General features: G+C 69.9%; 16 protein-coding genes and 1 riboswitch. Of the genes, 10 read left to right on the top strand and 6 right to left on the bottom strand.

Annotated elements, in window-relative coordinates:
• Positions 1-46: 46 nt before the first annotated feature.
• On the bottom strand, positions 47-1,192 hold the full coding sequence (locus tag G6045_RS07295) for an ABC-2 transporter permease (protein ID WP_408056308.1): 1,146 nt from the start codon (positions 1,190-1,192) through the stop codon (positions 47-49).
• Positions 1,193-1,276: 84 nt separating this feature from the next.
• Between G6045_RS07295 and G6045_RS07300 the strand changes: the two genes are divergently transcribed.
• A complete protein-coding gene (locus G6045_RS07300) occupies positions 1,277-1,723 on the top strand; it encodes a MarR family winged helix-turn-helix transcriptional regulator (RefSeq protein WP_165330998.1) in 447 nt (148 codons plus the stop codon).
• Positions 1,724-1,736: 13 nt separating this feature from the next.
• Here the strand turns inward: G6045_RS07300 and G6045_RS07305 are convergent, their stop codons facing one another.
• Positions 1,737-2,963: an amidohydrolase family protein gene (locus G6045_RS07305; protein ID WP_165330999.1), complete on the bottom strand. Its 1,227-nt coding sequence runs from the start codon at positions 2,961-2,963 to the stop codon at positions 1,737-1,739.
• A 105-nt stretch (positions 2,964-3,068) separates the two neighbouring features.
• Positions 3,069-3,629 carry a TetR/AcrR family transcriptional regulator gene (locus G6045_RS07310; RefSeq protein WP_165331000.1) on the bottom strand — a complete coding sequence of 187 codons (561 nt, stop codon included), beginning with the start codon at positions 3,627-3,629 and terminating at the stop codon, positions 3,069-3,071.
• Positions 3,630-3,745: 116 nt separating this feature from the next.
• On the opposite strand from G6045_RS07310, the gene G6045_RS07315 reads away from it, so the two are divergent.
• The 4 genes from G6045_RS07315 to G6045_RS07330 all read left to right on the top strand — a co-directional run bounded on the left by G6045_RS07315 (position 3,746) and on the right by G6045_RS07330 (position 6,248).
• On the top strand, positions 3,746-4,432 hold the full coding sequence (locus G6045_RS07315) for an SDR family oxidoreductase (protein WP_165331001.1): 687 nt from the start codon (positions 3,746-3,748) through the stop codon (positions 4,430-4,432).
• 37 nt (positions 4,433-4,469) lie between these two features.
• A complete protein-coding gene (locus G6045_RS07320) occupies positions 4,470-5,474 on the top strand; it encodes an NADP-dependent oxidoreductase (protein ID WP_165331002.1) in 1,005 nt (334 codons plus the stop codon).
• A gap of 85 nt (positions 5,475-5,559) precedes the next feature.
• Positions 5,560-5,622, top strand: a riboswitch (guanidine-III (ykkC-III) riboswitch).
• Positions 5,623-5,635: 13 nt separating this feature from the next.
• A complete protein-coding gene (locus G6045_RS07325; protein ID WP_165331003.1) occupies positions 5,636-5,950 on the top strand; it encodes a DMT family transporter in 315 nt (104 codons plus the stop codon).
• Positions 5,951-6,086: 136 nt separating this feature from the next.
• Positions 6,087-6,248 (top strand): hypothetical protein, encoded by a 162-nt coding sequence (locus G6045_RS07330; RefSeq protein ID WP_165331004.1) that lies wholly within the window; start codon positions 6,087-6,089, stop codon positions 6,246-6,248.
• Here the strand turns inward: G6045_RS07330 and G6045_RS07335 are convergent.
• Positions 6,221-6,793, bottom strand: a complete 573-nt coding sequence (locus G6045_RS07335; RefSeq protein WP_165331005.1) for a dihydrofolate reductase family protein — start codon at positions 6,791-6,793, stop codon at positions 6,221-6,223. The two genes, G6045_RS07330 and G6045_RS07335, sit on opposite strands and share 28 nt — an antisense overlap.
• Positions 6,794-6,982: 189 nt before the next feature.
• Between G6045_RS07335 and G6045_RS07340 the strand changes: the two genes are divergently transcribed.
• Positions 6,983-7,765, top strand: a complete 783-nt coding sequence (locus tag G6045_RS07340) for an alpha/beta fold hydrolase (protein ID WP_165331006.1) — start codon at positions 6,983-6,985, stop codon at positions 7,763-7,765.
• 86 nt (positions 7,766-7,851) lie between these two features.
• On the opposite strand, the gene G6045_RS42150 is transcribed toward G6045_RS07340, so the two are convergent.
• Positions 7,852-8,832, bottom strand: a complete 981-nt coding sequence (locus G6045_RS42150) for a GNAT family N-acetyltransferase (protein WP_165331007.1) — start codon at positions 8,830-8,832, stop codon at positions 7,852-7,854.
• 68 nt (positions 8,833-8,900) lie between these two features.
• Complete coding sequence (locus G6045_RS07350) at positions 8,901-9,092, bottom strand: hypothetical protein (RefSeq protein WP_165331008.1); 192 nt, start codon at positions 9,090-9,092, stop codon at positions 8,901-8,903.
• Positions 9,093-9,338: 246 nt separating this feature from the next.
• Here G6045_RS07350 and G6045_RS07355 point away from each other — a divergent pair, with 246 nt between their 5' ends.
• The 4 genes from G6045_RS07355 (at position 9,339) to G6045_RS07370 (ending at position 13,904) form a co-directional block, all read left to right on the top strand.
• The gene (locus tag G6045_RS07355) at positions 9,339-9,998 is read left to right on the top strand and encodes a class I SAM-dependent methyltransferase (protein ID WP_165331009.1); all 660 of its coding nucleotides are present in this window, start codon (positions 9,339-9,341) and stop codon (positions 9,996-9,998) included.
• Between the two features lie 156 nt (positions 9,999-10,154).
• A complete protein-coding gene (locus G6045_RS07360; RefSeq protein WP_165331010.1) occupies positions 10,155-11,801 on the top strand; it encodes a GMC oxidoreductase in 1,647 nt (548 codons plus the stop codon).
• Between the two features lie 148 nt (positions 11,802-11,949).
• Positions 11,950-12,993: an enoyl-CoA hydratase/isomerase family protein gene (locus G6045_RS07365; RefSeq protein ID WP_165331011.1), complete on the top strand. Its 1,044-nt coding sequence runs from the start codon at positions 11,950-11,952 to the stop codon at positions 12,991-12,993.
• A gap of 119 nt (positions 12,994-13,112) precedes the next feature.
• On the top strand, positions 13,113-13,904 hold the full coding sequence (locus G6045_RS07370) for an ArsR/SmtB family transcription factor (protein WP_165331012.1): 792 nt from the start codon (positions 13,113-13,115) through the stop codon (positions 13,902-13,904).

The following is a 13,904-nucleotide window of genomic DNA, read 5'->3' on the forward strand; positions in this document are numbered from 1 at the left end:
ATCCGGGACTGACAACACGGTCCGCCGGGGCTCGGGCGCCCGCCGCTCAGACGGCGACCGCCTCCTCCATCTCCTCTTCCTCTGCGGCCAGTTCACCGGCGTGCTGCGCCCGCGCGGGGCCGGACGCGAGCGGAGTCGGGGACGCCGCGACGGCCTCGGTGGCCTTCCTGCGCCGCTCCACGATCCCCGCGACCGTCACCGCGGCCAATCCCGCCGCCAGCCAGATCACCAGCGTCCACACGCTGCGCGCCAGGTCATGGCCGCCGAAGTAGACCAGCGAGCGGACACCCTCGATGAAGCCGGCTCCGTTCCAAAAGGCGTGCAGTGAGCCGAAGAAGCCGTTCTGCAGCTCCGGCCGGAAGATCCCGCCCGAGCTCGTGAAGTTGAGCATCACGAACAGCACCATCACGCCGAGCGTCGTCCAGCGCTTGAGGAAGGTGTGCAGCCCGATGCCGAGGAACAGGATCCCGGCCGCGTACATCCAGGCCATCCCCCACAGGCCCCACAGGTGGCCGTCGACGAGGTGGAAGACCGGACCGGCGAAGGCGGTGCCGATGAGGCTGACGACGAAGGAGGCGCCGGCGACGAACAGGGCCCGTGTCCGCATCGGCAGTGCGCTGCCGGCGGCGCCGAGCGCGGCGACGGAGGCGTAGGCGCCGATGCTCAGCGCGACGAGAAGGAAGAAGACTCCCTGTCCGGTGGGGTCGCCCGAGGCGGGCGGCACCACGTCGGTCACGTGCAGGGGTTCGCCCTGCTGCTCGGCGACGGGCGTGAAGACCTTCTCCGTGGCGGTGGCGCTGGTGTCGGATCCGGCGGTCGCCACCAGCAGGGTGGAGCTGCCGGGGAGATAGGCGCCGGTGATGTCGCGCGTCTTCAGCGCCTGTTCGGCGGCGGCGCGGTCCGGCAGCGTGCGTACGTCGAGGGCGTCGCCGGTCTTGTCGTGCAGCTCCTGGGCGAGGACCTCGACCTGGGCGCCGCTGCCGACGACCGCCACGGGCAGCTGGTGGGGTTCGGGGTGGGCGAAGGCGCCGAGGTAGGCGAGGCCCATGCCGAGGCACATCAGGAGCGGAGTGAGCAGGTGCGTCACGACGTGGCGCAGGGTGCCGGGCGGTGCGGAGCCGAGCAGGCGCGAGGCGGGCGCCGCTTCGGCCGTGTACGTGCTTCCGTGGTCCTGCCGGTGTGTTCCGCTCACGACTGCGTCCCTCAGAACTGATAGTTGCCTTTTACAACTGCTTGATAGATGTACTGTACAACTACTTCTTCCGAGGGAGCAACCATGAGCGGCACGGCAGGCGCCGCGGGCGAGCGGGAGGCGGCGATCGCCACCATTCAGCGCGAGCTCACCGCCTTCGCACGCCGCTCCCGCGCCGCGGCGGCACGGATGCACCCCGAGCTGTCCCTGGTGTCGTTCACGCTGCTCGCGCACCTCGAGGACAGCGGCGGCTGCCGGGGCACGGATCTGGCGGCGCACTACCTGCTCGACAAGTCGACGGTGAGCCGGCAGGTGGCCGCCCTCGAGCGGGCCGGGCATGTCGAGCGGCGCAGCGATCCGGAGGACCACCGCATGCAGCTGCTGCATCTGACCGAGCAGGGCGAGCAGGTGCTCGCACGGGCCGCGGACCGCCGCAGCCAGGCCTTCCACGCGCGCCTGGGCGACTGGGAGCCGGCCGAACTGGAGCGGTTCGCGGCGTACTTGACGCGGTACAACGACGCGGCGGGCTGACCGTATTCGCCGGTCAGTCCGCCAGGAGGGTGCCGCGGCGCCAGACGGCGCGGGTGTTGAGGGTGTCGGAGACGGTGGTGGTGGGATCGCCGTCGACGAGGACGAGATCGGCACGCAGTCCCTCGGCGATGCGCCCGCGGTCGTCGAGGCCGAAGCGGCGGGCAGTGGTGGCGGTGGCTGCGCGCAGCGCCTGGGCGGGGGTCAGTCCGGCCCGCACCAGGTACTGCAGTTCGTGGTGGACGCTGGCGCCGTGGGCGAGGCCGCCCAGGAACGGCAGCGGAAGCGAGACGTCGGTGCCCGCCAGGAGGTCGACGCCGGCGTCACCGAGAGCCTTGACGGTGGCCAGGACGTCTTCGATCCTGCCCTGCGGGTAGTGGCCGAAGCAGGAGCGCAGCGCCTTGTCGCAGTCGGCGTCCAGCCGTGCGGCGACGCGCGGGTCGTCGGCGAGTTCGCTGCCGGTGATGCCCATCATCGAGGCGTTCAGGACGACGCACGGGACGACGAACGCCCCGGAGTCCTTGATCATGCCGATGATCTCGTCGGTGTGCGGCCGATCCATGAAGAGGTGGGCCAGGCCGTCGATGCCGGCCTCAAGAGCCATGCGGGTGGCGTCCACGGTCAAGGTGTGGGCGACGGTGAGCATGCCGTGCCGCTTGGCCTCCGCCACACCCGCGTTCAAGGTGGCCTGGTCGAGCATCGGCAGGCCCGGATGACCTTCGACACTGCCGTCGTCGACCATGAACTTGATGTAGTCCGAGCCGCGTTCGATCAGCTGCGGGATGAACGCCACCGCTTCTTCGGGGCTGGTGGAGAACGGCATGAGCGGCGGCTGACCGACGGGCTTCGCTCCGGGCGGCGGGCCGGGTCGGAAGCCTTCGGGGAACAGTTCGCCGGGGTGGCCGCCCGGCGGGGTGATGCCGAAGCCGGAGGAACGTACATCCGCGACCGTGTCGTCCTCGGTGATGTGGGTGCGGCTGTCCGCCGTGTTGGTGCCCTGCATCTCCAGCTCGGTGGTCACCCCGAATCGCAGTGCCAGGGCCAGTGACTCCCGGCCGGTGTGGGCGTGTGCGTCGATCAGGCCCGGCAGCAGCGTCGCCCCGCCGCCGTCGATGACCTCCGCTCCTTGTGGAACGTGGCCGCCGAGGCGGGCGATCCGCCCGGATTCGACGAGCACCGTGGTGACGCCCAGCGTCTTCTCACCGTCGAAGACCCGGGCACCGGTGATAGCAGTCACGGACATGGCTTGCCTCGATCCTGGAGTGCGGCCCCCTCCATCCCATCCCGACCGGGCCGGACCTGCACTGCGACGGATGCCGCGGCGAACCTCCGGCGGACGCGGCCCCCGTCAGTCGGTGGCCGTCAGCGCTTCGCGCGCGGCAGCGAGGATCTCCTCGGAGAGCGGGGACCCCTTGGTGGCCCGGGACAGGACGAGTGCGCCGAACAAGGTGCACAGCCGGGCGGTGCCGTCCTGATCCTCGGTGGCGAGGAAGTCGGCGAACTCCCCCACCCCTTGGGCGTAGACGCGGCGGGCCTCCTCGCCCGCGCCGTCACGGGCGATGTCGGTGGCGAGCGCGGCCACGGGGCAGCCGTCGGCCGGGCTGTCGCGGTGCTCGACGGAAAGGTAGGTGTCGATCAACGCGCGCTGGGCGGCGTCGCGCCCCCCGGCGTGCCGGTCGAGCCCACCCTCGTATCGCCGGGCGAGTTCGGCGAACGCGTGCGCGGTGGCCTCGTCGACGAGCTCCTCCTTGGAGGCGAACTGCTTGTAGAAGCCGCCGTGGGTCAGGCCGGCCGCCTTCATGAGGTCGGCGACGCTGACATGCGTCCCCTGCTCCCGGATCAGCCGGGAGGCGGTTTCCACGACGCGTCGGCGGTTCTCCTGCGCCTGTGCCTGCGATACGCGGCCCATCGGTCACACCTCCCATTTGGATGTCGGTCGGAATCTATTCTAGGGTAGAGTTTAGATGTTGCTCGACATCTATTGACGAACGGGCGGTCACCCCGCCCCCCACATCAGGAGTGCTCATGGAGCTCAAGAACGCGGTCGCAGTGGTCACCGGCGCCAACCGAGGACTTGGACGGCACCTGGCCGCCCAGCTCCTTGAGCGTGGCGCCAAGGTGTACGCGGCAGCCCGGCGGCCGGAGACGGTGGACCTTCCCGGCGCCATCCCGCTGCGGCTCGACGTGACGGACCCGGAGTCCATCCAGGCCGCGGCCCGTACCGCCTCCGACGCGACGCTCCTGGTCAACAACGCGGGCATCTCCACCGGTACGCGACTGCTCGCGGGCAGCCCGGACGCGGTACGCCAGGAGATGGAGGTGAACTTCTTCGGCCCGCTCGCCGTGACGCGGACCTTCGCCCCGGTCATCGAGGCGAACGGCGGCGGCACCGTGCTCAACGTGCTGTCGGTCCTGTCCTGGCTGCACCCGGCGGACCTCGGGGCGTACTCCGCCGCGAAGGCCGCGGCTTGGGCGTTGACCGGAGCGACCCGGGAGGAACTGGCGCCTCGCGGCATCACCGTGTCGGCTCTGCACGTCGGGTACATGGACACCGACATGGCCGCCGCCGTGCCCGCCGATCAGAAGGCCGACCCGGCCGAGGTCGCCGCCCAGGCCCTGTCCGGCATCGAGACGGGTCTGCCGGAGATCCTCGCCGACGACACCACACGGTGGGTGAAGCAGCAGCTCGCCGCTGCGCCGAGCGTCGCGTGAAGCCCCTGCCGACCACGGACGAGACACGGAGAGCGCGATGAAGACCTTCCTGATCGAGAAGTACGGTGACCAGTCCGCGGTACGCGCCGCAAAGTCGCCCGATCCGCGACCGGGCCCCGAGGACGTCCTGGTCGAGATCCACGCCGCGAGCGTCAACCCGCTGGACTTCAAGATCCGCGACGGCGCGTTCAAGGCGATCCTGCCGTACCGCCTCCCGCTCATCCTGGGCAACGACCTCGCCGGTGTCGTGGTCCAAGTCGGCTCGGCCGTCACCCGGTTCGCGGTGGGCGACGAGGTCTACGCGCGCCCCGACAAGGACCGCATCGGCACCTTCGCCGAGTTGATCGCCGTCCACCAGGACGATCTGGCCCCCAAGCCGTCCGGCCTCACCATGGAACAGGCGGCCTCGCTCCCGCTGGTCGCCCTGACCGCCTGGCAGGCACTGGTCGAGCGCGGGCGGGTCCGGCCGGGCCAGAAGGTCCTGATCCACGCGGGCTCCGGCGGAGTGGGCACCATCGCCCTCCAGCTGGCCAGGCACCTGGGCGCACATGTGGCCACCACCGCGAGCGCGGCCAACGCCGGCCTGGTCAAGGAGCTCGGTGCGGACGTCGTGATCGACTACCGCGCCGAGGATTTCGAGGAACTCCTGGACGGATACGACCTCGTCCTCGACACCCTCGGCGGCGAGATCCTCGACAAGTCCCTGCGGGTCCTCAAGCCCGGCGGGAAGGTCATCAGCATCGCCGGGCCTCCCGACGCGGACTTCGCCCGCGAGCTGGGCACCGGCCCGGTTCTCCGTCTGGCCATGAGCGCGCTGAGCTTCAGGACCCGCCGCCGCGCAAAGCGCCGAGGCGTCACCTACTCCTTCCTCTTCATGAAGGCCGGCGGCGACCAACTGCGCGAACTCACCCGCCTCATCGACGCCGGCGATATCCGGCCCGTCGTCGACCGCGTCTTCCCCTTCGGCCGGACCCGCGAGGCCCTGGAGTACGCCGAGCAAGGCCGCGCCAAGGCCGGCAAGGTCGTCGTCTCGATGGCGTGAGGTCGGTTGGCCACGGACCGGCCCTGGTGGCCAACCTCACCGGCTTCGCCGCGGCCCCCGTACGACCGTTTGTGCGATCATGAAGGCAGAGCCCCAACCGGCTCCCGGACGAGGCGCACCGTACCCGGATTTTCGACGACGGTGCTGAGGGAGTCGTCGTCATGGCATGGATCGTTCTGATCGTTTCCGGGATGCTCGAGGCCGTCTGGGCCACCGCACTGGGCAAATCCGAGGGGTTCTCCCGCGTCCTTCCCACCGTCGTCTTCGGCGTCGGACTCGTGGCGAGCATGGCCGGTCTGGCCTTCGCCCTGCGCACGCTGCCGGTCGGCACGGGCTATGCGGTCTGGGTCGGCATCGGCGCGGTCCTCACCGTCACCTACGCGATGATCTTCGACGGCGAGCCCGTCTCTGCCCTGAAGCTGCTCTTCCTGGCCGGCATCGTGGGCTGTGTAATCGGCCTCAAGGCGCTGCACTGAGCGCCAACCCGAGCGATCTCGACGCCCGGCGCGCGCCGCAGCTCGGCGAACGCGGTCAGGGAGCCGTTGGCGTGCAGCCTGCTCAGTTCGGCTTCCCGGTCACGCAGCCACTGCTCGCTGTCGAGTCCGGTGCTTCGTGACCGGACACCAGCAGGCGGGGTCGGACGGCGCGCAGTACTTCTTCATGGGGACACCGACCCAGGAGATGCTGGACATGCTCGCGGCGGGCGCGCCGCAGGCGGAGCGCGGTTCCCCGGTCCGCCTCAGGGACTACTCCCCGCCCCGCCCCGCCTCATAGCCGAGCAGCGCCACCCCGTTCGAGAACGTCCGTGTCTCCACCAGGCGCAGGTCGCTGCGCACGCCGGAGGCCGGGAACAGGGGGCGGCCGGCGCCGAGGATCACCGGCATGACGTAGAGGCGGTAGGCGTCGATGAGGCCCAGGCGGCGGAACTCGTCGGCGATGGTCGCGCCGCCGACGACCATGTCGCCGCCCGGCTGGGCCTTGAGCGCGTTGATCTCGTCCGGGTCGACCTCGCGCAGGATCGTCGTGTTCCAGTCGGCCTTGGTGAGGGAGCGCGAGAACACGTACTTGGGCATGTCGCGCCAGATTCCGGCGAACTCGGCCTCGGCGGAGGACGCTTCGGGGTTCGCGTCGGCCGTCGGCCAGTACGCGGACATCAGCTCGTGGGAGACCCGGCCGTCGAGGAAGGCGCTCATGGTGCGCAGCTCGTCGTTGAAGTGCTGGTGCAGCTCGTCGTCGACCAGATGCCAGTCGAGGCTGCCGTCCGGTCCCTCGAAGTAGCCGTCGAGGGACACCGACAGGGACAGGATGATCCTCCGCATCGCGGACTCCTCGTCGCAGGGGGCAGATCGTCCCGTTCGACGCTACCCGCCGCCTGTGACAACGCCCGGCACCCACACGGCAGCGCGCGCTCGGCGCGCGGCCTTGAACCTCCCCCAGGAGGAGTTCCTACGGTACGGACGAGCGCGGCCGGCCCGACGGTCCGGGCGCCGCGGGAAAGGAGCTTGGTCATGACGGGATACGTCCTGGTCTCGGGCGGTTATACGGGCGGCTGGATCTGGCGGGATGTGGCGGCGCAGCTGCGCGGCGGGGGTGCGGAGGTGCATCCGGCGACCCTCACGGGTTACGGGGACCGTCGCCATCTCGCCGGTCCGGCCACCGACTTGGAGACCCATGTCGAGGACGTGGTGCAGCTGATCGACCATGCGGACGCCCCGAAGCTCGTCCTCGTCGGTCACTGTTACGGCATCTTCCCGGTGCTCGGCGCCGCGGACCGCAGGCCCGAACGTGTCGAGCGGATCGTGTACGTGGACACCGGGATGCCCGAGGACGGCGAATCGGTGCTCGATGTCGCACCCGACGACGCGTCCGACCATGTCACCGGGCGCATCGCCCAGAGCGAGGACGGCCATACGCTCAAGCCGCCGCCGCTCACGGACACGGTGACGTGGGGCAGCCTGGAGGGGATCGGCGAGGCGGGTCTCGAACAGCTCGCCCGCCTGGCCGCACCGCAGCCCATCGGCACCCTGACCCAGCCGCTGCGACTGACGGGCAAGGCCCTCGAACTGCCCGCGTCCGGCGTCTTCTGCACCGCGAACGGGATGAGCATCGCCCTGGTCGAGGCCGTCGTCGCGGCCGGCGACCCCCGCGCCCAGCGCCTGTTGGACCCGCAGGTCACCCTCCACGACCTGCCGACGGGCCACTGGCCGATGCTGTCGGCGCCCGGCGAGCTGGCCGAGGTACTGGTCCGAGCCGCAGCCGGTGAAGGACATCGACTGGTCCCGGCGCCCTGAACGCACCGACAGGGCCCGGCACTTGGCCGGGCCCTGTCGACCTGCGCGCGAGCACTCAGCCCAACACCCGCCCGTACGCCACGAACTCAGCCCAGCGCCCGCCCATACGTCACGAACTCCCGCGCCACCGTGTACCCGAGCCGCTCGTACAGCCCGAGCGCACCGGACGGATTCACCGTGTCCACGGTGAGCGATGCCGTGTCGTACCCGGCCTCGTACGCGGCCTCGAGCGTGGCCGCCATCAGCGCGGGCGCCGCACCCCGGCCCCGGTACGCGCGGCGCGTGGCCAGATAACCGACGTGGCAGTCGCGGACGCCGAAGGCCTCGGTGTCGGCGTCCGACTCCTCGGCGATCAGATAGGCCGCCACCTGGTCGCCGTCGACGAGGAGCCGTGTCATTTCCGGCCGGAAGGAGCGGGATCCGGTGACCCAGGTACGCCAGTCCGTCTCGTCCATGACCGTGAAGTTCCAGTGGTCGCGGAAGGCGTCGTTGTGCGCGAGCCGCGTCGCCTCGTCCAGGCTTTTGTCGTACGGAACGATGTCGAGGCCCTCGGGAGCGGGAACCCGTGCGGGCCGGCCGTGCTGCAGCGGGTGGGCCATCTCGAACCAGTAGCGCTCGGGCTCGAAGCCGAGCGCCGCGGTCAGCGCCTCGAGGTTCTCGTCACCGGACTTGCCGGTGATCATCAACCGGCCTTCCAGTGGCGCGAATCGTTCGGCGTGCAGGGCCTTGGCCCGCTGGTCGAGGAAGTCCACGAGCCGGGCGCCGACGCCCTCGCGCCGCCATGCCGGATGCACTCCCGCGTCACCGTCGAAACGGGCCGCGTCCACGGCGCCCTCGGGCGTGTGGAGGATGGCGTACGCGATGAGCTGCTCGTCGTCGAACACGGCCAGGGTGTCCGTGGCCAGGTCGAGCTTGGGATCGGACAGCTCCTCGGCGAGATCGTCGGCGTCCCGGTGGTGGCCGGTGCGGTCGACCGCCTCGATGTCGTCGCGCAGGCTCAGCCAGGCGGGGACATCGCTCTTGTCGAGGGGGCGCTCGGTGCGGGCGTCCGTGTGCGCTTCGTTCACTGGACCATCGTCGTACGGATGGCCGGATCTCGCCCCTGCAGCCCGGCCTCGCGCCGCTCCCGCGGTGCTCAGCGGGTCGCGTGCGCCCGGCGTGCGGGTCTGCGCGCGGTCTGGCCCGTATGGGCCGGGCAGCGGACGGCCATCTTGCGTTCGCCGCAGTAGTACGGGCCGTTCGCGACGGAATCGATGCGCTCACCGCACAGCGGGCCCTCCTCGTCGGGCCGGTAGCTCACGACGCGCAGCCCGAAATGAAAACGCACGAGCGCCTTCTCCCCCTTCGCATGCTCTGTGGCGCCCCGGAAACGGGACGCTGCTTGTGCCGCCAGGTTATGGAGGCAACCAGGCCCTTCGGGCCCGCAAAGGTCCCGCACCGGCAGGGTCCAAAGTCCCGTACCGCCGAGGGCGCGACCGGGTGAGTTTTGCCGCTTCGGCAACAGACTTTGCCCCTGTGCACCGAGCGGGCACACGCTGGCCTTCCGTGCACCGCGAGCGGAAGGGGCCACACGATGACCGAGACACAGAGCACCACGACCGGCGAAGCGTCGCCGAGCCCCCAGGAGTTCTGGGACGGGCGCTATCGGCAGAGCGAGAAGCTCTTCAGCGGCCGGCCCAATCTCGAACTGGTCGAGGAGACCGAGGGCCTCACGCCGGGCCGCGCCCTGGATCTGGGCTGCGGCGAAGGCGGCGACGCGATCTGGCTGGCGCGGCAGGGCTGGCAGGTGACGGCGAGCGATGTCTCCGCCGTGGCCTTGGAGCGTGCCGCCCGGCACGCCGAGGAGGCGGGCGTGGCCGAGCGGATCGATTTCCAGCGGCACGACCTCGCAACCAGTTTCCCGTCCGGCTCGTTCGACCTGATCTCCGCACACTTCCTGCAGTCGCTCATCGCGCTGCCCCGTGACGCGATCCTGCGCACCGCCGCCGCGGCCGTCGCCCCCGGCGGCACGCTGCTCGTCGTCGATCACGCCGGCTTCCCATCCTGGGAGCCGGGGCCACACCCCGATGTGCACTTCCCGAGCACGCAAGAGGTCCTCGCGGGGCTGCAGTTGAACCACTGCCAGTGGGAGGTGCGCACCGAACGGCTCTATGAACACGAGGTGACGCTCGTCGACGGCCGGGTGATGACCCGGGCCAACAACATCCTCAAGGTGCGCCGGTTGAACGCCTGACAGGCGCCAGGGGCGTTCCGGTTTGTACCGGGCGTACGGGGCGGCGGACCGCCCCTGTAACAAGATCGGGCAGAAGTTACCTATCGGTTTAGCGTGACTTTACGGCCCGGTAACAGTAGAACCTGTCCTCACCCCACAGAAGGTGAGGAAGATCACATGCACTCAACTCCCAAGCGTGCCAACGGTTCTGATGGGATCTCCCGTCGAAGACTCCTCGCTGGAACAGGTTCTATTCTCGGCGCCGGGGCCTTGGCCTCCCAGGCGACCGCGGCGCACGCCCGTCCCCTGGCGGCAGCGGACATACCCGACGGAGGACGGGTTCCGGTCCTGGTGATCGGCACCGGATACGGCGGTTCGGTCGCGGCACTGCGGCTGGCCCGGGCCGGCATCGACGTACACATGGTCGAGATGGGCCAGGACTGGGGAGCCGCCCCCGCCGGCCCGGACGGCAAGATCCACCCGAAGGTCACCAGCCCCGACTACCGCTCGTTCTGGATGCGCACCAGGACCAAAGCGCCGATCAGCAACTTCCTCGGATTCCCGATCGACAAGGACGTGCCGAAGTTCGCCGGCATCCTGGACGCCGAGGACTTCGCCGGGATCTCCGTCTACCAGGGCCGCGGCGTCGGCGGCGGTTCGCTGGTCAACGGCGGTATGGCCGTGACCCCGCGCCGCCAGCACTTCGCCTCGGTGCTGCCGTCGGTGAACGCCGACGAGATGTACGCGACGTACTACCCGAGGGCCAACTCCGGCCTCGGCGTGGGTCTCATCAACCCCGACTGGTTCGAGCGGACGTCGTACTACCAGTACTCGCGGGTAGGCCGCAAGCATGCCCAGCGCTCCGGCTTCGCCTGGACGTTCGTCCCGGATGTATACGACTGGGCGTACATGGAGGCGGAGGACAACGGCTCGGTGCCCAAGTCCGCGCTCGGCCAGGAGATCCTCTACGGCAACAACTACGGCAAGCGGACCCTGCCGAAGACCTACCTCGCCCAGGCCAAGGCCACCGGGAAGGTCACCATCTCGCCGCTGCACGAGGTCACTTCGGTCACTCCGGCGACGGGCGGGGACTACGCGGTCGTCATCCGGCAGATCAACACCAGCGGCGCCACCGTGGCCACCAAGACGGTCAAGGCGGGCAAGGTGTTCTTCGCGGCCGGCAGCGTCGGCACCAGCAAGCTCCTGGTGAAACTGAAGGCCACCGGCGCGCTCCCCCAGCTCAACGCCGAGGTCGGCAAGGGCTGGGGCGAGAACGGCAACGTCATGGTCGGGCGCGCGAACCACCTGTGGGACCCGACCGGCGATGTGCAGTCGACGATCCCGTGCTCGGGCATCGACAACTGGGACGGCGGCGGTGCCTTCGCCGAGGTCGCGCCGCTGCCGACGGGGATCGAGACCTTCGCCTCGTTCTACCTGTCGATCACGAAGAACACCCGGCGGGCCGAGTTCACGTACAACCCGGCCACGCAGAAGGTCGACCTGTCCTGGCAGCGCGCCTGGAAGCAGGACTCGATCAACATGGCGAAGACCATCTTCGACAAGATCAACAGTAAGGAAGGGACGATCTACCGAAGCGATCTGTTCGGGTCCAACAGGGTCTGGGGCGACCATCTGACCTACCACCCGCTGGGCGGTGCGGTCCTGAACAAGGCCACCGACAACTACGGCCGCCTGCACGGCTATCCGGGCCTGTACGTCATCGACGGCGCCCTGATCCCCGGCAACACGGCGGTGAACCCGTTCGTCACGATCACCGCGCTCGCCGAGCGCAACATCGAGAGGATCATCGCGACCGACCTGTGAGTGCCTGTACTGCTGAACTGCTGCTCTGCTGATCGACATGCTCCGCTGCTCTGCTGAACCGCATGCTCTGCCGCTCAACGGATCCACCCCGGTGGCCCGGCCATGGTGCCGGGCCATCGGCGTACGGTGGAAGCGGATCTTCCACCGCATGAAAGGCACCCTGGTGACCGACGACGTTCTGGTACGGACCGAGGGCCACGCCGCCCAGATCGTGCTCAACCGGCCGCGTGCGCTCAACGCCCTCACCCACGCGATGGTCGGCGCCATCGACTCCGCACTGACCGCCGCGGAGTCGGACCCCTCGGTCGAGACCGTCGTCCTGTCCGGAGCCGGCGAGCGCGGACTCTGCGCGGGCGGGGACATCCGTGCCATCCACGACGACGCGAAAGCGCGCGGCGGCGCCTCTGCCGCCTTCTGGCGCGACGAGTACCGGCTCAACGCGCGGATCGCCCGCTTTCCCAAGCCGTACGTGGCCCTGATGGACGGCATCGTGATGGGCGGCGGTGTCGGCCTGTCCGCGCATGGTGCGCACCGTGTCGTCACCGAGCGCTCGCGGGTCGCGATGCCGGAGACGACCATCGGCTTCGTACCGGATGTGGGCGGTACGTATCTGCTCTCCCGCACTCCCGGCCTGCTCGGCGCGCATCTGGCGCTGACCGGTGCGGCGGTCGGGGCGGCGGATGCGCAGCTGTGCGGGCTCGCCGATCACTTCGTTCCCTCCGAGCTCTTGCCGGAGCTGCAGGCGGATCTCGCGCGACTGCCCGCACACGACGCGCTCGCCCGTTGGGCGCGGCCCACACCCGAAGGGGAGCTGGCCGAGGCCCGCGAGTGGATCGACGCGTGCTACGCCGCGGACACCGTCGAGGAGATCCTGGAGCGCCTGCTCGACAGTGGCGTGCCGGCCGCGAAGGAGGCGGCGGTCACGCTCCAGTCGAAGTCGCCCACTTCGCTCAAGGTGACCCTCGAAGCGGTCCGCCGGGCAGGCGAGTTGGGCTCCCTGGAGGAGGTCCTCGTCCAGGAGTTCCGCGTCTCGTGCGCCGCCGTGACCATGCCCGATCTCGTGGAGGGCGTGCGCGCCCAGGTCATCGACAAGGACCGGTCGCCGAAGTGGTCCCCTGCCGGTCTGGCCTCGGTGACGGCGGCCGATGTGGAGCGGTTCTTCGCTCCCGTACGAGATGAGCTGACCTTCTAGCCAGAACCCCCGCCGCCCTCTGCGGGGCGGCGGCCACCTTGACATGCAGCCAAACAGCTGCCTATCGTTTTTTAGGCAGCCGAATGGCTGCGTATTGGTGAGGGGGTCGGAGCACAGCGATGGACGAGGTCTTCAAGGCGCTGGCGGATCCGAGCAGGCGACGCCTGCTCGACCGTCTCAACGAACGGGGCGGGCAGAGCCTGCGCGAACTGTGCGCGGAGCTCGACATGGCCCGCCAGTCGGTGAGCAAACACCTCGCCCTGCTCGAAGCGGCCCATCTGGTCACCTCGGTGAAGCAGGGCCGCGAGAAGCTCCACTACCTCAACGCCGAGCCGATCAACGCCATCGCCGACCGCTGGATCAGCCGCTACGACCGCACCCGGGTGCAGGCACTCGCCGACCTCAAGACAGCACTGGAGCACTCCCCCATGGACAGCAACGCGTTCGTCTACACGACCTACATCCGTACGACGCCCGAGAAGCTCTGGCAGGGCCTGACCGACCCGGCGTTCACCACCCGCTACTGGGGCATCTCGCTGCGCACCGACTGGGCGCCCGGTTCCCCGGTCGTCTGGGAGGGCGAGGGTCTGTCGGGCGCCGACCCGGCCCAGGTGGTCCTCGAAGCGGATCCGTACCGCCGGCTCTCGTACAGCTGGCACACCTTCACGCCCGAGTGGGCCAAGGCGGTGGGGGTCGACGAGGACACCTACGAGAAGCTGGCGGCCGAGCCGCGCTCCAAGGTGGCCTTCGACCTCGAGCAGCAGGGCGAGATCGTCAAACTGACCGTCGTCCACGACGGTTTCGAGCCGGGCAGCACCCTGCGGCAGATGATCTCCGGCGGCTGGCCGCATCTGATCTCCGACCTCAAGACGCTCCTCGAGACCGGCGAGACGCTGCCGCGCGAGCAGTGA

Origin of the sequence: Streptomyces mesophilus (genome assembly GCF_011044995.1) — a bacterium.
GTDB lineage: Bacteria > Actinomycetota > Actinomycetes > Streptomycetales > Streptomycetaceae > Streptomyces > Streptomyces mesophilus.